19 protein-coding genes and 1 other annotated feature are annotated in these 20,755 nt (G+C 36.1%); of the genes, 10 read left to right on the forward strand and 9 right to left on the reverse strand.

Features of this window, described 5'->3' with window-relative positions:
• Positions 1 to 145 precede the first annotated feature (145 nt).
• The 3 genes from murC to ASO14_RS04185 all read left to right on the forward strand — a co-directional run bounded on the left by murC (position 146) and on the right by ASO14_RS04185 (position 2,582).
• Positions 146 to 1,444 (forward strand): UDP-N-acetylmuramate--L-alanine ligase, encoded by a 1,299-nt coding sequence (gene murC, locus ASO14_RS04175; RefSeq protein WP_068451814.1) that lies wholly within the window; start codon positions 146 to 148, stop codon positions 1,442 to 1,444.
• A 194-nt stretch (positions 1,445 to 1,638) separates the two neighbouring features.
• Positions 1,639 to 2,058 carry a DUF948 domain-containing protein gene (locus ASO14_RS04180; protein WP_068451817.1) on the forward strand — a complete coding sequence of 140 codons (420 nt, stop codon included), beginning with the start codon at positions 1,639 to 1,641 and terminating at the stop codon, positions 2,056 to 2,058.
• A 17-nt stretch (positions 2,059 to 2,075) separates the two neighbouring features.
• A complete protein-coding gene (locus ASO14_RS04185; protein ID WP_068451820.1) occupies positions 2,076 to 2,582 on the forward strand; it encodes a YtxH domain-containing protein in 507 nt (168 codons plus the stop codon).
• A gap of 159 nt (positions 2,583 to 2,741) precedes the next feature.
• On the opposite strand, the gene pilM is transcribed toward ASO14_RS04185, so the two are convergent.
• Positions 2,742 to 4,895 carry a cell division protein FtsA gene (gene pilM / locus ASO14_RS04190; RefSeq protein ID WP_068451823.1) on the reverse strand — a complete coding sequence of 718 codons (2,154 nt, stop codon included), beginning with the start codon at positions 4,893 to 4,895 and terminating at the stop codon, positions 2,742 to 2,744.
• Between the two features lie 198 nt (positions 4,896 to 5,093).
• Here pilM and ASO14_RS04195 point away from each other — a divergent pair, with 198 nt between their 5' ends.
• Both ASO14_RS04195 and ccpA read left to right on the forward strand, forming a co-directional pair.
• On the forward strand, positions 5,094 to 6,179 hold the full coding sequence (locus tag ASO14_RS04195) for a bifunctional 3-deoxy-7-phosphoheptulonate synthase/chorismate mutase (protein WP_068451826.1): 1,086 nt from the start codon (positions 5,094 to 5,096) through the stop codon (positions 6,177 to 6,179).
• Positions 6,180 to 6,295: 116 nt separating this feature from the next.
• Positions 6,296 to 7,297, forward strand: coding sequence for a catabolite control protein A (gene ccpA, locus ASO14_RS04200; protein WP_068451830.1), 1,002 nt, complete (start codon positions 6,296 to 6,298; stop codon positions 7,295 to 7,297).
• Positions 7,298 to 7,340: 43 nt separating this feature from the next.
• On the opposite strand, the gene ASO14_RS04205 is transcribed toward ccpA, so the two are convergent.
• The 3 genes from ASO14_RS04205 to ASO14_RS04215 are packed head-to-tail and all read right to left on the reverse strand — an operon-like array spanning position 7,341 to position 9,787.
• On the reverse strand, positions 7,341 to 8,522 hold the full coding sequence (locus ASO14_RS04205; RefSeq protein WP_068451833.1) for an acetoin utilization protein AcuC: 1,182 nt from the start codon (positions 8,520 to 8,522) through the stop codon (positions 7,341 to 7,343).
• Complete coding sequence (locus ASO14_RS04210; RefSeq protein WP_068451836.1) at positions 8,492 to 9,136, reverse strand: CBS and ACT domain-containing protein; 645 nt, start codon at positions 9,134 to 9,136, stop codon at positions 8,492 to 8,494. Before ASO14_RS04210 ends, ASO14_RS04205 begins: the two co-directional genes overlap by 31 nt.
• 18 nt (positions 9,137 to 9,154) lie before the next feature.
• Positions 9,155 to 9,787: a GNAT family N-acetyltransferase gene (locus ASO14_RS04215; protein WP_068451839.1), complete on the reverse strand. Its 633-nt coding sequence runs from the start codon at positions 9,785 to 9,787 to the stop codon at positions 9,155 to 9,157.
• 273 nt (positions 9,788 to 10,060) lie between these two features.
• Here ASO14_RS04215 and acsA point away from each other — a divergent pair, with 273 nt between their 5' ends.
• Entirely contained in the window at positions 10,061 to 11,782 is a 1,722-nt protein-coding gene (gene acsA / locus ASO14_RS04220; RefSeq protein ID WP_068451844.1) for an acetate--CoA ligase, read from the forward strand.
• Positions 11,783 to 11,879: 97 nt separating this feature from the next.
• On the opposite strand, the gene ASO14_RS04225 is transcribed toward acsA, so the two are convergent.
• Positions 11,880 to 14,537 (reverse strand): transglycosylase domain-containing protein, encoded by a 2,658-nt coding sequence (locus ASO14_RS04225; protein WP_068457285.1) that lies wholly within the window; start codon positions 14,535 to 14,537, stop codon positions 11,880 to 11,882.
• A gap of 396 nt (positions 14,538 to 14,933) precedes the next feature.
• Positions 14,934 to 15,137, forward strand: a binding site (T-box leader).
• A gap of 49 nt (positions 15,138 to 15,186) precedes the next feature.
• Between ASO14_RS04225 and tyrS the strand changes: the two genes are divergently transcribed.
• Positions 15,187 to 16,455 carry a tyrosine--tRNA ligase gene (gene tyrS, locus ASO14_RS04230; RefSeq protein ID WP_068451847.1) on the forward strand — a complete coding sequence of 423 codons (1,269 nt, stop codon included), beginning with the start codon at positions 15,187 to 15,189 and terminating at the stop codon, positions 16,453 to 16,455.
• Positions 16,456 to 16,541: 86 nt separating this feature from the next.
• Here the strand turns inward: tyrS and ASO14_RS04235 are convergent, their stop codons facing one another.
• Positions 16,542 to 17,351 carry a cobalamin-binding protein gene (locus ASO14_RS04235; RefSeq protein ID WP_068451850.1) on the reverse strand — a complete coding sequence of 270 codons (810 nt, stop codon included), beginning with the start codon at positions 17,349 to 17,351 and terminating at the stop codon, positions 16,542 to 16,544.
• 133 nt (positions 17,352 to 17,484) lie between these two features.
• On the opposite strand from ASO14_RS04235, the gene ASO14_RS04240 reads away from it, so the two are divergent.
• The 3 genes from ASO14_RS04240 (at position 17,485) to ASO14_RS04250 (ending at position 18,897) form a co-directional block, all read left to right on the forward strand.
• Positions 17,485 to 17,748 (forward strand): metal-sensitive transcriptional regulator, encoded by a 264-nt coding sequence (locus ASO14_RS04240; protein WP_068451854.1) that lies wholly within the window; start codon positions 17,485 to 17,487, stop codon positions 17,746 to 17,748.
• 70 nt (positions 17,749 to 17,818) lie between these two features.
• Positions 17,819 to 18,115, forward strand: a complete 297-nt coding sequence (locus ASO14_RS04245) for a rhodanese-like domain-containing protein (protein WP_068451857.1) — start codon at positions 17,819 to 17,821, stop codon at positions 18,113 to 18,115.
• Positions 18,116 to 18,264: 149 nt separating this feature from the next.
• Positions 18,265 to 18,897, forward strand: a complete 633-nt coding sequence (locus ASO14_RS04250; protein ID WP_068451861.1) for a YIP1 family protein — start codon at positions 18,265 to 18,267, stop codon at positions 18,895 to 18,897.
• 109 nt (positions 18,898 to 19,006) lie between these two features.
• Here the strand turns inward: ASO14_RS04250 and ASO14_RS04255 are convergent, their stop codons facing one another.
• The 3 genes from ASO14_RS04255 to rpsD form a co-directional block, all read right to left on the reverse strand.
• A complete protein-coding gene (locus ASO14_RS04255) occupies positions 19,007 to 19,255 on the reverse strand; it encodes a hypothetical protein (RefSeq protein ID WP_068451867.1) in 249 nt (82 codons plus the stop codon).
• A gap of 28 nt (positions 19,256 to 19,283) precedes the next feature.
• Positions 19,284 to 19,784: a DUF4352 domain-containing protein gene (locus ASO14_RS04260; RefSeq protein ID WP_068451871.1), complete on the reverse strand. Its 501-nt coding sequence runs from the start codon at positions 19,782 to 19,784 to the stop codon at positions 19,284 to 19,286.
• A 213-nt stretch (positions 19,785 to 19,997) separates the two neighbouring features.
• On the reverse strand, positions 19,998 to 20,600 hold the full coding sequence (gene rpsD, locus ASO14_RS04265) for a 30S ribosomal protein S4 (protein WP_068451873.1): 603 nt from the start codon (positions 20,598 to 20,600) through the stop codon (positions 19,998 to 20,000).
• Positions 20,601 to 20,755: the final 155 nt, after the last annotated feature.

Consider the following 20,755-nt stretch of genomic DNA (forward strand, 5'->3'; position numbering starts at 1 on the left):
GTAAAATGAACGGAAGTTTTTGAAATGATTCGTTTCGTGCTATAATATTAGATGTTTTGAAAAATCAATGAATCTATTACTGTAAATAACAATTAAGAACGATGAAAAAAAGAGAGTGAAAAACAGACTCTCAGGAGGTTTCAACATGACATTATATCATTTTACTGGAATTAAAGGTTCTGGTATGAGTTCATTAGCACAAATTTTATTTGATTCTGGTGAGAAGGTACAAGGATCTGATATAGAAAAACATTTCTTCACTGAGGAGCCACTACATGAACGTGGTATTCGTGTGTTACCTTTCGATGCGAATAACATTGAAGAAGGTATGACCGTCATTGCAGGAAATGCTTTTCCAGATGATCACGTAGAACTTGTGCGTGCAAAAGAATTAGGTGTCGAGGTTATTCGTTACCATGAATTTTTAGGGAATTATCTTGAAAAATATACATCTGTAGCAATTACAGGCGCACATGGTAAAACATCTACAACAGGTTTGATGGCACATGTACTAGCAGGTAATGAACCGACATCTTATTTAATTGGTGATGGTACAGGACGAGGAGCAGTAGATGCAAAAAACTTCGTAATGGAGGCGTGTGAATACCGTCGTCATTTCTTAGCATACCACCCAGATTATGCGGTTATGTTAAATATTGATTTTGACCATCCAGATTATTATACAAGTATTGACGATGTATTTAGTGCATTCCAAGAGATGGCACTACAAGTGAAAAAAGCCATCATTGCATGTGGTGACGATGAAAACTTACAACGTATTCAAGCAAATGTTCCAGTTGTTTATTATGGCTTTGGCTCTGAAAATGACTTTGAAGCACGCAATCTTGAAAAAGATACGACAGGTACGACATTTGATGTATTCGTTCGTAATGAGTTTTATAGTCAATTCCATATTCCATTATTCGGAGATCACAATGTTTTAAATACATTAGCTGTTATCTCTCTATGTGAGTATGAAGGTATTCCAGCTACAATGATTCAAGAGCAATTAAACACATATCATGGTGTAAAGCGTCGTTTTTCTGAAACAATCAAAGGCGAGCAAATATTAATTGATGATTATGCACATCATCCAACAGAAATTCGTGCAACGATTCAGTCAGCACGTCAAAAATATCCAAATCGTGAAGTGGTAGCAGTATTCCAACCACACACATTCTCACGTACAAAAGCGTTTTTAGAGAACTTTGCCGAAAGTTTAAGTGGAGCAGATTGTGTTTACTTATGTGATATTTTCGGTTCTGCACGTGAAAATGCAGGAGAATTAACGATTGAAGATTTAGCAGCATTAATTCCAGGAAGCCACATATTACGTACAGAAAACATTGAAGATTTAAAAGCACATGAAGAAGCTGTATTCTTATTTATGGGTGCAGGCGACATTGGTAAATTCCAAAAAGCATTCGAAGAAGTATTGGTGTAAATTAGGAGAGGTATGGAGTCATTCCAGCCTCTTTTTTTCTTTTGTATTAAATTTTTTGAAAGAATATTTGCTTACGATAATGATATTGTTGGAAGGATTTAGAGAAAAATAGTAGAATATAGATATCACACAATGTTTAGGTAACGTAAAATTGTGGAAATTTGAGTAGTATTACCATGTAGGAGGGGAAAAGCATGATTAGCATTCTCTACATCGCAGCACTTATTTTTGCGATAGCCGTATTAGTGCTATGTATTAGCTTGGCTGTAACACTAAGTTCTGTGAAAAGAACATTAACTAGTGTTGCAAAAACAATGGAAGGTATTGAAGGTCAGATGCAAGGTATTACAAAGGAAACAGAAGTATTACTTCATACAACAAATGCACTTGCAGCAGATGTTCAACATAAGTCAGAACAACTGAACTCATTAGTTGGTGCAGTAAAAGGATTTGGTGATTCTGTATCTGGTTTAAACAATACTGTACAAAATGTTACATCTACAATTAATACAAGTGTTGACCAAAATCGCGATCAAATTGCGAATGTGGTACAATGGGGTACAACCATTTTAAGTCTACGTAACAAAATGAAGAAAAATAAAGTTGTTAATTAGATAGAGGAGGAACTTGCATGTCAGGATCAAAATTAAACTATAGTGAAGTCCGTGAACAATTAGAAAATACAGGACAGTCGCTTTATTTACCCGAAACATACGTATCAAAACAAGATGCACTTTATGAAGATAACTCATCGTGTACGAGTAGTAAAGATTTTGTGATTGGCGCATTCGTCGGTGGTGTAATTGGAGCAGCAGCAGCATTATTTTTGGCACCAAAATCTGGTAAAGATTTACGTAATGACGTGAAAGTGAAAAGCTCTGACATCACTTCACAAGCAAAACAAAAATCCTCAGAATTAACGAAAAAAGTGCAAGAGCAAGCTGCACCTGTCGTAAAAAAAGTACAGGAACAAGCAGCACCAGTTGTAAATAAAGTAAAATCATTAAAAGGTAACAATGTTACACCACCTTTAGATGATGGAACGGCATTTGCAGATGGTGAAGATCAAATGGAATTCATGGAAACTGTTGAGAATACAATTCATGAATATGAAAAAACAGAAAAAGATCAACACTAATTTAAAAGTAGATTGGATATACGTATGAAATACGACTAGATCTAATTATAAGAAAAATCGGAATCGCGTTATGCGGTTCCGATTTTTCTTTACGAATGCTAAAAAAAGTAGAATGAAACGTGTTGCCTCAATCACTTTTTTATGAATTCTTCTTCAAATTTAAACGAGTGTTGTGGGAATTAATTGTAGATTAAGCGTATCTCCACCAAAAACAGGTGCATCAAATTGAGCTTTTTCACCATTTCTAAGTAGTTCAAACGTTCCTTTGAAATCACGTGGTAACGACCAATTCGTATATTTAAAAACGTCTTGGAACGTCCATTGACTATATTCGATTTGAACGAATTGAATACGATCTCCAATTGATAAGATCGTATCGAGTGAACATTCTTGTCCATTCACATAGATATTATATAGCGGTCTTTGTAAGACAATTTCTTCATGTTGGAATGTAAGTTGGCATTGATCGAGTAAAGTCATATTTAATTGCTTTGTAAAATCTTCTACTGTAGGTTTGATTGCTTCTTGTAATAGGATATGGTCACCATCTTGTAAAATATGGTGTCCTTGTACAGTTAAACCATTTACAGTTAGTTGAGCTTGAAAAGCAGTCATGTTAAGTTTTTGGTCATTTAAGTAATAATAAGTTGGTTCATTGTAATGAGCGCTATGTTCAAAACCAAACTGTTGTAATGCTTCTTCTACCGTTGTATCTGTTGAAACAAAAATGACATCGCCTTCTTGTAAAGCAGTGTCCTTATTTGCCGGAACGCCATTCACAAGAATTGTAGAAGAAATGGTATAGGTTTGATCATTAACCTTAATAACTTTATTAGATGCTTCATCTAATAAATCAGCAATTGTTGCAGTTGCAGGTTTACCATCTTGACCTTCAATCAATTCAATAAAGTCACCATTTTCAATCGTTGCCTTCATAGATGCTTCTTCGCCATTAATTAAAATACGTGTTGGACTTCCTAGATTGCCAGGTATATGAATTGTCTGTCCATTTAATTGAACCGACATCGCAAGACCTGGTTTACCATATAGTTTGGAAGCAACAATATTTGCAGCAAGTAGCGCGTCTGTTACAGTCATTTCTTTTAATTCAAAAAGACGCACAACTTGCTCGTTGACAGTAAGTGACATGTATTTAATCGGTGTATTTTGTGCAGCAATCGCAATACCGATTGGTGTCACTAACTCTGGAGTAGCTGGAATATGGTTTTCTCGTGTTAAATTTTGAATGGCATTTAAATCACGTACTGCTACACGTTGGTCAGGTAAATCAAGCGCTAGACTAATTTCTTTTGTAATATTTGGTGTTAAACTACCGCCACCAATTAATAAAACAGCTTTTGGTGACTGACCAGAGTTGAGACGTTTTATTTCCTGGGCAATATTCGTCGAGAGATGTTGAATGGCTCCCTGAATATGTGAAATTACTTCAGTTGAATGGATTTGTTGTTCAAAACCTAAAATATCTGTAATCGTAACATGTTCTGAAACAGATAGTTCTCTTTTTACAGTTTCAGCAACAGGGAAGTCTAATAAGTAATGATCACTTAAAGCCTCTGTAATCTCATCTCCAGCTGTTGGAACCATTCCGTAAGCTATAACTGTACTTTGATCTGTAATGGCAATATCGGACGTTCCAGCACCTATATCAACGAGTGCAACATTTAAACGTCGCATCGAAGGGGGAATGAGTGCATTAATTGCTGCAATCGGCTCTAAAGTTAATCCATCCATCTCTAAATTTGCACGTTTTAAAGCAGCAATCAGTGATTCAACCACTACACGTGGTAAAAATGTGGCGATGACTTCGATGGAAGCTTCTGTACCTTGTTGATCGATTAAGCTACCGATTTCCTCGCCATCTAAACGATAATAAAGAACAGAGTAGCCAACACAATAATAATGGCTCCCTTTTAAATCTTCCTTATGTTCTAGTAATTTTGCTTGTGCTTCTTGTACAGCAGCTAATTCAAGTCGGTCTATATCCGTTTCTGTTAGTGCAGGGCGATGTTGAATGGATAGCTTAGAGCTTGCTTGTTCTGTTTTTAAAGAACGACCTGCAGCAGCGACAGATACTTTCGTAAGAGGACCATGCCTTTCTTCTAATTCTGCTTTCACTTGTGAAATGACATTTGCAACATAGACAACATTATGTATTTGTCCATCAACCATTGCGCGCTCTTTATGCTCTTTAGAAATCAAATCAACAACATGATAACCTTCATCAATCTGTTCTAATATAATACCGACAACAGAACGCGTTCCGATGTCTAGTGCGAATAATTTTTCTGTCATTTTTGTTTACACATCCTTTGCTCGATTATTGCGAAATTTTGTGAAATAAAACCTTTTCACTTTTTCGCGTTGAAGCGTTAAAGAAAAAGTTCGTGACTTTTAAGAATGGATTGCTTATAATACATGTATATCATAAAATGTATCATACATTTCAGTGGGCTGGAAGTACTAGATACGTAAGGAGAGAGGAGAACGGTTATGAGTCATGAAATTTTAGAGAACTTAAGAAATCAAGTAGACGAAATTAACTTAGAGATTTTAAACTTGATTAACAAGCGTGCAGAGCTAGTTGAAGAGATTGGTAAAACAAAGGAAAAGCAAGGTGTTAACCGATTTGATCCTTTACGTGAACGTCACATGCTCGATTTAATTAAAGAAAATAATCAAGGACCGCTAACAGAAGGTGCGGTTAGTCATATATTTAAAGAAATTTTCAAACAAGCATTAGATTTACAACAAACGAATACGAAAAAAGAATTACTAGTATCTCGTAAACGTAAAAAAGAAGATACAATCGTGAATGTGAATGGAGAACCGATTGGTACAGGAGCGCCATCATTTGTATTCGGTCCATGTGCAGTAGAATCTTACGAACAAGTAGATGCAGTCGGTGCAGAAATTGCGAAAAAAGGTTTGAAATTAATGCGCGGTGGTGCATACAAACCAAGAACATCACCATACGATTTCCAAGGACTTGGGTTAGAAGGGTTAAAAATTCTAAAAGAAGTTGGTCAAAAATACGGTCTAGGTATTGTATCTGAAATTGTTACGCCAACACATTTAGAAGAAGCATTAGACTATGTAGATGTTATTCAAATTGGTGCACGTAATATGCAAAACTTTGAATTATTAAAAGCAGCAGGACAAACGAATAAACCAGTTTTATTAAAACGCGGTTTAGCAGCAACAATTGATGAGTTCATCCATGCAGCAGAATACATTATGTCAAAAGGGAATGAGCAAATTATTTTATGTGAACGTGGTATTCGTACTTACGAAAAAGCAACACGTAATACATTAGATATTTCAGCTGTTCCAATTTTAAAACAAGAAACACATTTACCTGTATTTGTAGATGTTACACATTCTACAGGTCGTCGTGATTTATTATTACCATGTGCGAAAGCAGCAATTGCAATTGGTGCAGACGGTGTGATGGCCGAAGTACACCCAGATCCAGCAGTAGCGCTATCAGATTCGCAACAACAAATGGACTTTGAAACATTCGATGCATTCTATGATACATTGCAAACATTCATGAAAACACACGATATTAAAGCATAATTTGTAAGTGGCGATTCGAAATCCTTTGAATCGTCACTTTTTTGCTTGACTAGCTGTTGAAAATCGTTGACACAATATATTATGATTAGAAGTAGTTCGAAAAAGGAGGGTCATCGGTGACCGTAACAATTTATGATGTTGCACGTGAAGCAAATGTTTCGATGGCAACGGTATCTAGGGTAGTCAATGGGAATCCCAATGTAAAACCTACAACTAGAAAAAAAGTATTAGAAGTAATTGATCGTTTAGAATATCGTCCAAATGCCGTTGCACGTGGCTTAGCAAGTAAGAAAACAACAACAGTGGGCGTTATTATTCCTGATATTTCAAATGTATTCTACGCAGAGTTAGCACGCGGAATTGAGGATATTGCAACGATGTATCGTTATAATATTATCTTATCCAATTCTGATCAAAACGAAGCAAAAGAAATTGAATTATTGGATACAATGTACGGAAAGCAAGTAGATGGGATTGTGATGATGAGTGAAAATGTATCAGAAGCAATTCTAGACAAAATGAGTCATTCACCTTCACCAATCGTTTTAGCGGGTTCTGTTGAAGATTCTAAACAGATTCCAGCTGTGAATATTGATTATGTACAGGCAGCATATGAAGCAGTGAAAAAATTGATTGATAACGGTCATAAGCGTATTGCCTTCGTATCGGGACCATTCACATCAACAATTAATAAAGAGCATAAGTTTGTAGGGTATCAAAAAGCATTAGAAGAAGCAGGTATTGCACTGGATGATAACCTTGTATTAGCAGCAGAAGATTCATATGATAGTGGTATGGAAGACTTTACGCATGCAAATGAATTAGCAGACCCGCCAACAGCTTATTTTACAGGTAGTGATGAGTTAGCGATTGGCATTATTCATGCAGCACAAGATGTTGGTAAGTCTGTACCAGACGATATTGAAGTGATTAGTTTTGAAAACTCAAAATTAGCACGTATGGTACGTCCACAACTTACAAGTATGGTATTACCACTGTATGATATCGGTGCTGTATCGATGCGTTTACTCACAAAAATTATGAACAAAGAACAGACAGAACAATTACAAGTTGTTCTACCACACCGTATGGAAGAGCGAAATTCAACAAAAGCATAAAATATAAAAGACAGGAATCACAAATACTCGTGATCCCTGTCTTTTAATTTTGGCGAATCATGTATAACGCTTTTTCAAGTGTTTGCTGATTTTTTTCTGTAATTTCTTCTTTACGTGGGATTGGTTCATATAAATCTTCAGGATCTTCCCATGTAGGTATGAGTGTAACAGGTGCTTCTTTTTGCCAATTGTCTAACCATTCTTTTGGAATAGCGCCTGTTGGAACTTGTTGATTCGTCATCGCAAGCCATACCATTGACCATGCGCGTGGAACAACGCGCCAAATATCATAGCCACCACCGCCAACTGCAATCCAGCGCCCTTCACAAAATTCATGAGCTAGTTCATGGGCGATTTTTGGTATGACTTCATATGTTTTAATTGTACTGTAAAGATGCGTAAGTGGATCAAAATAATGTGCATCTGCACCATTTTGAGTCAAAATAACATCCGGTTTAAAGTGTGCAATGACTTCTCGAATGGCTGTCTCATAGACTTCTAAAAAAGAGCCATCTTCTGTAAAAGCATCGAGCGGAATATTAAAGGAAGTGCCATACCCTTCACCATTCCCACGTTCTGTTACCGCACCCGTTCCAGGAAATAGATATCGTCCTGTTTCATGAATAGATAGTGTACATACATTCGGATCATCGTAAAAGCTCCATTGTACACCATCCCCGTGATGCGCATCTGTATCTATGTAAAGTACGCGTGCATCATATTTTTTTTGCATATATTTGATGGCAACTGTACTATCATTATAAATACAAAAACCAGAAGCTTTCCCATGAAAACCATGATGTAATCCGCCACCAAGGTTGAGTGCATGATTTGTTTTGCCTTGCATCACATAATCACAAGCTGTAAGCGTACCACCTACAAACATGGCACTTGCTTCATGCATATTTTTAAAAATAGGTGTATCTTCTGTACCAATTCCGTAAACTTCGCCCTCACCATTACGCAATTCACCATGACCTGCTCTTTTGACAATATCAATATAAGCAGCATCATGACCGAGCAACAATTCTTCATCCGTAGCAACACGAGCTGTTTTGATTTGTTCGGGTTGAAGTGCATTAATCTGCTTTAGTAAATCCATTGTTAATTGAAGACGTTTTTGATTAAAAGGATGTGTTTCTGAAAATTTATAATCAAGTTGCTCTGGTGAATAAATAAAGACTGCATCTTGTTCTAAAGGTCCATTCCTGGTGTATTTGGCCATAACACATCAAATCCTTCCTTACGTAATGCACGAATGATTGGAACAGGATTCATGCTTTTTACACGAATCGAGATTACCTGATGATTAGGAGAAATATCTGGGTGTAGTAAGATACTTAAAATATTTGCATTATATTGTGCAATCACGCCAGTAATGTCATGTAAAATCCCTGCCTCATCTTTAATTCGTATATCAATTCGTGAACTTGGTTTTGTAGCACCTGTCAATTCAATGTAATTATAAAGTAAATCACTATCTGTTAAGATTCCAACTAACTTTTTATGACTAATAATCGGTAAACAACCAATTTTGTGTTCATAAAATAGAAGGGCAACTTCTTCGACAAAATCGAGTGGATGTCCAACTAAAGGGTGTTTAGTCATAATTTCTGAAATAGGTGTTTGAAGAATCTTTTTTTCTTCATCTTGATTCAATAAATGCGTAATTGTATTTTTAATATCGCGTTGTGCAACTAAGCCAACAAGTTGTTTCTCTGTATTAATAATTGGTAAATGTCGAATCTTTTTTTCACGCATTAATTGGTTAGCATCTTGTAAAGTATGCTCAGGTGTAAGCGTAAAAACATCTTTCGTCATAATTCTTTCAACAATCATGATGATTCCCTCCTTTACTTAATACATCAAACGATTTGAAAAACGTAAACGATCAAATTTTTCAATACTTGCACGGTCTACTCGACTACCGATACGCGCCATAAGACAGTTTGCAGGATGAGCAGAAATTTCAGGGTCGTCTGTTGCATAATATTCTAGTCCGCCTTCATTCATCATTTTCTCCATAACTTTGCGATAATCCCATACATTTAACCCTGTTCTCTTTAAATCCCAATGCCAATAATATTCAGTGGTAATAATGATATAGTCTTCCATCGCGTCATCTAACATTGAAACACGTAACATTGCTTTTCCTAAACCACTACCTCTGAAGTCATTAATCACTTCGATTGCACCTAGCTCAATTAAATTTTCCATATTGCCTTCAGCCCATCGTTCAAGTGGGTCTGGGTAAACAAATGTTGTATAACCGACGACCAGCTGATCTTGTCTGCACACAATGATACGACCTTCGGGTAGCTTTGAGATGCCCAAAATAGCTTTAAATTGTTGTGGTGCTGGACGAAATGCAGCTAAATCTTCATGAAATGTCATTTTTTCTAAATTTTCAGGTAATACAGGACCTTCTACTATGACTGGGCCACGTGAGGTATCGATGATTTCAGAATAAAATGTACGAATATGTTCCAATGTCCACCGCTCCTTTTCGATACGTTTGTTTTTTATTATACATCATGTGAAAAGAAAAAAATAACGTAAATGAGAAGAAATGATAGATTAGTGCGAAAATGTGTACAAAAAAGGATATTCATTCTAAAAGTATAATTTTAACTGAAATTTGCTGTTTAAATTCGAAAAATCCTTATTTTTTTGAATTATTCAGTCAATTTTATATAATCTATTATAACACAGGTTTATCTGTTATATAATAAAAGGGTATTAATCGAACAAGGGGGTTAAAATATGAGAATTGAACCACTAGTAGCAACGAAGGGTGATTTTAATCTTGTAGATTATGACAAAGAAAAAGCCACATTCAATTGGGAGAAAGTGAATGAAGTTTTTTCATGGAGCACAACAGGTCTTGTCAATTTGGCGCATGAAGCAATCGATCGCCATGCTGATTCAGAGAAAGAAAATCGTATTGCTTTATATTATGAAGATGCACATCGAAAAGAAGCCTATTCATTTGGGGAAATGAAAAAGTTATCTAATCGAGCAGCGAATGTATTTTCAAATTATACAGATTTGAAAAAAGGGGATCGCTTATTTATCTTTATGCCACGAACACCAGAACTTTATATTGCCTTACTTGGTGCAGTTAAAAAAGGTGTTATTGTAGGGCCTTTGTTTGAAGCTTTTATGGAAGTAGCAGTATATGATCGTCTATATGATAGTGAAGCTTCTGTTTTAGTAACGACACCAGAGTTGTTACCGCGTGTTCCAGTTGATCGACTACCACATTTGAAAAAGATTTTTGTAGTAGGAGAAGAAATCGAAGAAACAGAACAAATTTTTGATTTTAATCGATTAATGGAGCAAGCTTCGGATCAATTCTCAGTAGAGTGGGTAACGCTAGAAGACGGAGCTGTTCTACATTATACGTCTGGTTCAACTGGTAAACCAAAAGGGGTTTTACATGTACACAATGCAATGATTCAGCAATATCAAAGTGCTAAATGGGTTTTAGATTTAAAAGATGATGATATTTATTGGTGTACAGCTGACCCAGGTTGGGTAACGGGAACAGCTTATGGCATTTTTGCACCATGGTTACATGGTATTTCGATGGTCATCGTTGGGGGACGATTTTCACCGGAATCTTGGTATGGTGCATTAGAAAAGTATAAAGTAACGGTATGGTATAGTGCGCCTACAGCATTTCGAATGTTAATGGGGGCAGGTAATCATGTGGTTGAACAGTATGATTTAAGTCATTTACGTCATGTATTATCTGTAGGGGAGCCATTAAACCCAGAAGTTATTAAATGGGGAAAAGAAGTGTTACATCATCGTATTCATGATACATGGTGGATGACGGAGACAGGAGCGCAGATGATTTGTAATTATCCTTCAATGGATATTAAGCCAGGTTCTATGGGAAAACCATTACCAGGTATTGAAGCGACAATTGTAGATGATCAAGGAATAGAAGTACCACCGTTCACAATGGGGAACTTAGCGATTAAAAAGGGGTGGCCATCAATGATGCGCCAAGTTTGGAATAATCCAGAACGCTATGATTCGTACTTTTTAAAAGACGAATGGTATGTTTCAGGAGATTCCGCTTATATGGATGATGAAGGTTACTTCTGGTTCCAAGGGAGAATTGATGATGTGATTATGACAGCCGGAGAGCGTGTCGGACCGTTTGAAGTAGAGAGTAAATTATTAGAACATCCTGATGTTGTGGAGGCCGGTGTTATTGGAAAGCCGGATCCAGTAAGAGGGGAAATTATTAAAGCTTTTATTGCCCTACGTGAAGGTGTTACACCAACACCAGAGCTTGAAGCGAATATTAAGGATTTTGTAAAGAAGGGTTTGGCAGCACATGCAGCGCCACGTGAAATTGAGTTTAAAGAGAAGTTACCAAAAACAAGAAGTGGTAAAATTATGCGTCGTGTATTAAAAGCATGGGAATTAAATTTACCGACAGGTGATTTGTCTACAATGGAAGATGATTAAAAAATGATATGTGTAATAATAAAAAAATCGCGATGGTGCGGTTTTTTTATTTTTTAAGAAATGAAAAGAGAAGTAGGTAGACCCCACTTCTCTTTTACTATTCTTTATCTTCTTTTGAATCATCTGGTTTTGGCTTTGGTTTTTCAGTAGATTCGTTAGAACCGCTACCTGAATTTCCACCGCCTGTACTTGGTTTTTCTTCTGTACCTGTACTTGGTTTATTCGAACTATTGCCACTACCACCATTGTTGGTAGCTGGTGGCTTATTGTTTGATTCTGGTTTTGATGTGTTATCAGAACCTGTTGAATTATTTGAACCACCAGTAGACGGTTTATTTGTTTGAGTATTATTCGAACTTGATGAATTCGAATTATTGCTAGATGATTCATTTTTATTTTTGTCTTCATTCTTTTTATCTGTCGTAGTGTTATTTGCATTTTTCTTTTCTTCTTTTTTCGCTGGTAGCGTACCACCGAATGGTGATAATAGAGAAGAGATAGTTACTGGAGGAACAGACAATGAACCATTGAATAAATCAGATGTCATGTTACCACATCCAGAATAACCACCAGTATCTGCACAGAATGAACGATTCACAACATTTGGAGGGCGTGTAAATGAGCTACCACCAGCTGTTGCAAGTTTTGGATCTGTACTATAAATCGAGTTCATAACACGTGCCCAGAATAAGTTGATACGTGTACTTGGATCGAAATAAGCGCCGTTATATTGATTTAATGTTTTTGGTTGGTCATAACCCATCCACACACCTAATGTGATTTTCGGGTTGTAGCCGACTAACCATACATCTTTATATTCTTGAGATGTACCTGTTTTACCAGCAAAATCACCACTAAAGTTTAGGCTACCTTTTGCTTTTGAACCTGTACCGCCATTGAATACATCTCGTAGCATATCTGTAATGATATACGATGTTTCTTCAGAGAATACGCGTTTCTTTTTCGACTTGTGTTTGTAAATCGTTTTACCGTTACGGTCTACAATTTTTTCAACCACATACGCATCAACGAAATCTCCGCCGTTTGCGAATGTCGCAAATGCATTGGCATTTTCTTCTACTGTTACGCCGTATTTTAAAGCACCAATCGATGTTGAGTAGTTTGTATAATCATCTGCATCTAGATTTGAGAAGCCCATTTTTTCTAAGAAGTTTGCAGGTTTATTCGCCATAATTTGAGCGTATAAACGAATCGCAGGTAAGTTTAATGAGTCTTTTAAAGCGTCACGTGCAGAAACAATACCACGTTCTTCATTCACATCAAAGTTAGAAGGTTGCCAACCACCATAATTAAATTTCACATCGGCTACAGGACTACCAGCACCAATACGACCATATTCAATTGCAGGTGCATAAACAAGTAAAGGTTTCATTGTTGAACCATTTGAACGTTTTGCTTGTGTTGCATGGTTGAGTTCTTCAAGTTTGAAGTCTCGACCACCGATGAAGCTTAATAAGCGACCTGTCTCATTTTCGATGACTACGCCACCTACTTGAACAGGATCGGCTACAGGCTTCGTTTCGCCTGTTTCAGGGTCTGTTACATTCTTCGTGTACGTAGCTCCGTAATAAGGGAATGAGTCCTTCGCTTTATCCATCGCGTCATACAATTTTTTATCAATTGTCGAATAAATTTTATAACCTTTTGAGCGTAATTCACGGTCAGCTAAAATTGTGTATTTTTCACGTAATTTGGATTCTTTATCAATACGTTTTGCTTCAATCCCATCTTTTTTCGCCAAAATTTTTGCCATAATATCTTTTGCTTGATCTTCAATTTCATATGTTACGTATGGATATTTTTCTGTCGCTTGTTTTTCGCGTGCGCGGAAATCTTTCACAATGTTATATTTAAGTGCTTTTTTATATTCTGCATCTGAAATATAACCTGTTTCATGCATACGATAAAGTACTGTTTTCATACGATTTACGCCAAGTTGTAACATCTTTTTATCTTTTAATTGTCCAGTTTGCGTATAAGGTGTATAAGCAAATGGAGATTGCGGAATCCCAGCAATATAAGCAGCTTGTGGTAAATTCAAGTCTGAAGCGCTCTTATTGAAAATTCCTTTTGAAGCTGTTTCAACACCTGCAATATTACGACCAGCCGAATTACGACCATACGGGATAATATTCAAATATGCTTCTAAAATCTCATCTTTTGTCATGAAGTGCTCTAAACGCATGGCAAGCAGTAATTCTTTTGCTTTACGTTCATAAGATACTTCATTCGTTAAGACTTGGTTTTTAATTAATTGTTGTGTCAGTGTCGAACCACCAGTTTGCATAGACGAATTCGATACATCTTGTAATAAACCACGGAATACAGCCTTTGGTACAATTCCGTTATGTTCATAGAAGTATTCATCTTCTGTCGCAAGTACAGCATCAATTACTTTTGGTGATACTTGTTTTAAAGTTGTTTCCGTTCTTTCTAAATCAGTTCGCATCTTCCCTAAATATTGATTATTAGCGAAGTATAACTGACTGGTCTCATCATAGTTAAAAATGGTCTCACGCATTTCTTGCTTTGATGAGAGCTTTTCGTCTTTTACTAGTGATGCAAAATAACCTGCACCAATAGAACCTAAAAAGACAATTCCGACAAGCATAAGCGTTAAGAATAATAAGAATAAATTCCAAATTACGCTGGATGAAATACGGAAATATTTCATAAATGGTTTGTCGGAAAATGCTTGTATATGTTGATCCCAACTCTCTAATAGCTTTTTCATGGATATCACTCGAACGATCATTTTTAAAACTCTTTTGAGAGCATTGCTACTTTAAAAATGACCTTCCTCCTTCAGTTTAAATCAGGTTAAAAAAGGTATTGCAACTATACATTTTTTAACTGGTCACAAGACTGTATAATACAATCGATTTTTCTTTTTTTTAATTATAAATGAATCGATGCAATTAGCATATGTATGAACCGTTATTAACTTTAGCATCTCTTACGTAAAAATAGTATACAATATTTTACCCTACTTATAGCAAATATATTCCAAATAATAGACGGTTAAAATTTTTGCATACATACTTAATATTACATGAAAATGACTCACTTATGTGTGAACAATTTAAACATTGACAAAAAAAATGAACTAAAGTAAAGTAACAGGTATATATTTCGTACGGAGAAAAATGCGCAGTAGAAACAAAATTCCCTGTTTAGAGAGTTAGCGGTCGGTGCAAGCTAACCATAATTTTGTTTTGAATTACACATTTGGAGTAACGACGTAGCCGCTGCGTTAAAGCGACAGAGCGGGAGAGATGACAAGCATTTCTCCAAGCCGGGTGGTACCGCGTTATTCGTCCCTAACGTCCCTGCATCAATATATGATGGCAGGGACGATTTTTTTATTATTAGGAGGAATAACAATGACAAATGCATTAATTGAAGACTTAACATGGCGTGGTTTGTTGTACCAGCAAACAGATGAAGAAGGCATGGCGAAATTACTAGAAGAAGAAAAAGTATCGTTATACGTAGGTGTAGATCCAACAGCAGATTCGATGCATATCGGTCACATCGTTCCAATGCTAACATTACGTCGTTTCCAACAAGCTGGTCATCAACCTGTATTACTAGTAGGTGGTGCAACAGGAATGATTGGTGACCCATCAGGTCGTTCTTCAGAGCGTAATTTATTAACAGAAGAACAAATTCAACACAATGTAGACTGTATCAAAGGACAACTAGGTCGTATTTTCGACTTCAAAGATGAAGCGAATGGCGCAAAATTAGTGAATAACTACGATTGGTTCGGCAATATGACAACAATCGAATTTTTACGTGACTATGGTAAATTAATTAATATTAATTACATGCTAGGTAAGGATACGATTTCTTCTCGCTTAGAATCAGGTCTATCATTCACTGAATTCACATACACACTAATTCAAGGTATGGACTTTAATCATTTATACGATCACCACAATGTACGTATTCAAGTAGGTGGCTCTGATCAATGGGGTAATATTACAACAGGTTTAGAAGTAATTCGTAAAACACATGATGAAGAGGCAAAAGCATTCGGTTTTACAATTCCACTTGTGACAAAAGCAGATGGTACGAAATTTGGTAAAACAGCTGGTGGTGCGATTTGGTTAGATGGTGAAAAAACATCTCCATATGAATTCTACCAATTCTGGTTAAACACAGCAGATGCAGATGTTGTGAAATACTTAAAAATCTTTACATTCTTAACACGTGCTGAAATTGAAGCTTTAGCTGAAAAAGTAGAAACAGAAGCGCATTTACGTGAAGCTCAAAAAACATTAGCTGCTGAAATGACAAAAATGATTCACGGTGAAGAAGGTTTAGAGCAAGCATTAAAAATTACAGCTGCGCTATTCTCAGGTGACTTAAAAGCTTTATCAGCAGATGAGATGAAAGTTGCATTCTCAGGTGTCCCATCTGTAGAAGTAACGAAAGCAGATACAAATATTGTTGAATTATTAGTAGAAGCTAAAATCTCACCTTCAAAACGTCAAGCGCGTGAAGATGTAACAAACGGTGCTATTTCCGTAAACGGTGAGAAAGTACAAGACCTTGACTACACAGTTGACGCAAAAGATCGTTTAGAGGATGCATTTACAATCATTCGTCGTGGTAAGAAAAAATACTTCATGGTGAAGTTTTCATAATACAATCTCATTTGAACGCAAAAAAGAAGGAATCGCAACTAGTCGATTCCTTCTTTTTTTATGCATGAAAAATGAGTTTCTTCCTATTATATTGTTAAAAAAGATGGGATTTCGACATGAGCATATGCCTTTGGATGAATTCGTTTGGCAAGTTGAATTGCACCAATTAAAAGACGTGGAGAGGGGCGACAGTAAAGCCATTCTTCCATTTTAAAAATACGTTCATTTTTTACAGCATCCATCTCTTGCCATCCATCACGCTTTAATACGACTTTTGGATTGATTCGTTCATAAGCTACTCCCACCCATGATAAAAAAATATAATCAGGATTTCTCTTTTTTACATCGTCAAAATCAGTCATGATACTAGCTAATTCAACATCTTCAAACGTATTACGACCACCTGCAAGTTGACTGATTTCTGTTAGCCAATTCACTTTTCCAGGTGTGAAAATAGGATTGGGCCACCATTCCCAATAAAGTGAAGGATGTTCATTGATTGATTGAGAAATGGTATGTAGTTCATGTCTTTTTGCTTCATAGGCTGTTGCAACTTCTTCCGCACGATCTGCAACACCGCAAGCTTTCCCAACAAGACGGACTTCTTCAATGATCTCATCGAGTGAATTTGCATTTAAAACGAGTTGAGGAATCCCGCGTTCTTTTAAACCGTCAACATTCTTTTCCATACCAGGAACACTGAGAGAAGATAGAACGAGGTCTGGTTGTAATGCCTCTAATGCATCTAAATCAATGGATAAATCAGGTCCTAATTTGGGTAATGTATTTACAGTCTGTGGCCAATCTGAAAAATCATCAACAGCGATGAGTGAATCAGTCAAGCCGAGTAAAGCAACGATTTCTGTATTACTTGGACAAATGGAGATAATACGCATGAAAATCCTCCTTCACATTTCTTTTCAAAAATTATAACATAGTGTATGATGAACTTCTGAATTTTAAATGCTTGACTAAATACCTTACGGGGTATATCATAGCAATATAAATAAATGATGGGAGGTAAAAATAGTGGAATATGATCAACAAGTTCGAAACAGACTGAAACGCATCGATGGACAGATTCAAGGGATTTTACGCATGATGGATGAAGGTAAAGACTGTAAACAAGTCATTACACAATTATCTGCTGCTCGTTCAGCAATCGATCGTACAATTGGCTTAGTCGTTAGTACGAATTTAGTACACTGTATCCAAGGTGAAGGGAATACAGACGATAAAACACATGAAGAGTTAATTCAAGAAGCTGTGAATCTTCTTGTGAAAAGTCGCTAAAAAGAAGTCGTTTCGTACTTCTTTTTACTATTTTTAATACCCCCGTAAGTATAAAAGAGGAGCATATAGAATGAAAACTATTACAACAACAGAAGTACAAGAAAAGTTAGCAGCAGGCGAGGAATTACATTTAATCGATGTACGCGAAGTAGAAGAAGTAGAAGCAGGGAAAATTCCTGGCATTATTCATATTCCATTAGGTTTATTAGAATTTAGAATGCATGAATTAGATAAAAATACACCATATATTATGGTATGTCGCTCAGGTGGACGCTCAGGTCAAGCGACACAATTTTTAGAGCAACAAGGTTACGATGTAACGAATATGAATGGCGGTATGATGATGTGGGGCGGAGAAGTAGAATAATCAATACTCAATTTGGAAGAATCACACAATGTTGTGGTTCTTCTTTTTTTGTAAAGTAACAATAAATGAAGGCTGTTTGTCCTAAAAGAAATCAGGGTAAATCCTAATAACATCAAAAAATTCATGTCTTATTAATTAGGAGGATGAGCATGCGTAAAAAAGTAAATCCCTTTACACATCTCTGGTTTCATCCAGTTGATACGGTGAAAAGCGTATTGATGGAACGCAGTTTTTGGGGTATATTCTTTCTTGCTTTCTTAGGTGCATGGGCAACAAGTTTATTTGGAACAATGGATCAAAAGAATATGGTGACAAGTTCAGGTGACTTACCAAACTCTTTCATCATTATATTCGCTGGAGCAGTCGGTGCCATTTTTGCTTTAATTGTAGGTAGTATTTTTACAGCATTCTTTTATTGGTTAGCGGGTAAAATTTTAAAGGGAACAGGTAGTTTTGTAGCTTTATATAAAGGTTCGATGTTCCTAACATTCCCTCACTTTTTACTTTTCCCATTTGTAATTATTTATTTAATTGCATATCCGGCTAATTTTTATAATACGGATTTAGATCAGACAGCTGGATCAGTTACGTTAGCAATTATCGTGGTTATTTTAGCGGTTATTTGTTCTATCTATACGTTCATTGTAGGGATTGTTATGTTATCGGAAGTACATCAATTCTCCAAATGGAAAGCGTTCTTTACGATGATTTTATCAGTGGTTGTCATTTCTGCTATTATATTTGCTTGTGTAGGAATCTTTTTAGGTCTTACACAACTATAGAATTTAAGCAGATTGAAACATAAGTATACAAAATATGAGTCCACATGAGCATAAGAAAAACTGGAATCGCGTTGTGACGCAGTTCCAGTTTTTTTAACCTGTTTTTTATTTATACATCCATCCAATTACTGTAGTAACCATGTTTACCGAAATCAACAAGTACATCTTCGTCAGCAGTAGGAGCAACACCATTCCAATGCGATGTGCTAAGGAGTTTCCCTTCATCATCACGGATTTTAATATGTTGGCGATTTAGTTCCACATTTTCTTCTGCGTATGACTTAGCTTCTCCAATATCTTCAAACAAACCTTCAAAAGCATTGCCTAATCCAAAGTTAATTGAGTAGTAGCGTCCCATAAATTATCTTCCTTTCAATTAAATAGATTTATTTTACTTCAATATGCCACTTATATTCTTTTTTGTCATTTATATAGGCTGGTTTATAAATAAGCTCATATTCTCCAGCACCTTCAACATCATATTGTAATACACCTTTAACTGTTTTGTTTCTATCTAAATTACCATCTAGATGATTTGTTTCACCGAAGTAACTTTCTTGTTTCTTACCGTTTTTATAAAGTGTAAATTCTGTAGAAGCAAGTAGTACTTTTTTGTCTGATTCATTTTTTGCAGTTACATCTAGTGTAAGAGCCTTGCCTTTAGGCTTTATATTTTTTTCACCATCCGATAATTTTGCAGATGTAATGGTGAAATCAACATGATCAATTTTCACCGTATGTCCTATTTCATATTTTGTACCATTTTTCGATGTATCAGTTGTTGATGAACTTTCTGCTTTTTCGCCATTTTTTTCTTCTGTTGCATTACCGCAAGCGCTTAATAAAAAAAGTGCAACCAATGGTAAAGCAACTAATGACTTACGCATAGTAAACCCTCCCGAAATAGAATTTAGACTGTTCTTTGTTTATTTGCCCTTTTTTAGTAGGATTTAATCTTTTTAAGTGAAAGGTGAGGTATGGAAAGAGAAAATATGTTTATCGATGAATGAAAATAAGTGTATTTTTGTTATAAATTATGTATTTAAACAACAAAAAAACCTTTGAAAACAACGTTTTCAAAGGTTTTTGAATCAAAAAGATTAACGAGAGTAGAACTCTACGATGTAAGCTTCGTTGATTTCAGCTGATAATTCAGAGCGCTCTGGTAGGCGAGTGAAAGTACCAACTTTGTTGTCAGCATCGAAAGTTAAGTATTCTGGAACGAATGCGTTAGCTTCGATTGCTTCGTTTACAGCAGTAAGGTTAAGAGATTTTTCACGAAGAGAAATAACTTGACCTGGTTTTACGCTGTATGATGGGATATCAACGCGTTTACCATCAACTGTTACGTGACCGTGGTTTACCAATTGACGAGCGCCGCGACGAGTGCGAGCTAAGCCAAGACGGTAAACTAGGTTGTCTAAGCGAGTTTCAAGAAGGATCATGAAGTTTTCACCATGTACACCATTCATTTTACCAGCTTTAACGAATAAGTTGTGGAATTGACGTTCAGTCATACCGTACATATGACGAAGTTTTTGTTTTTCTTGTAATTGTAGACCATACTCAGATAATTTTTTACGTTGAGTTGGACCGTGTTGACCTGGAGCGTATGGACGCTTTTCGATTTCTTTACCAGTACCGCTTAAAGAAATGCCTAAACGACGAGATAGTTTCCAAGATGGACCTGTATAACGAGACATTTAAAGTCCCTCCTATGATTTTTATTTGGCATAAAACAAAAATCAGCTGTATTTAGCAAAGCAGTTATTCTATATTCAAGTAGTTTCGTTCATGCAGCCTAAGAATTACTCCTACTCCGTCTAGCAGAACTAGAGGAACAGAATAAACGACAATA

The sequence above is a fragment of the Kurthia sp. 11kri321 genome, assembly GCF_001534765.1.
Classification (GTDB): domain Bacteria; phylum Bacillota; class Bacilli; order Bacillales_A; family Planococcaceae; genus Kurthia; species Kurthia gibsonii.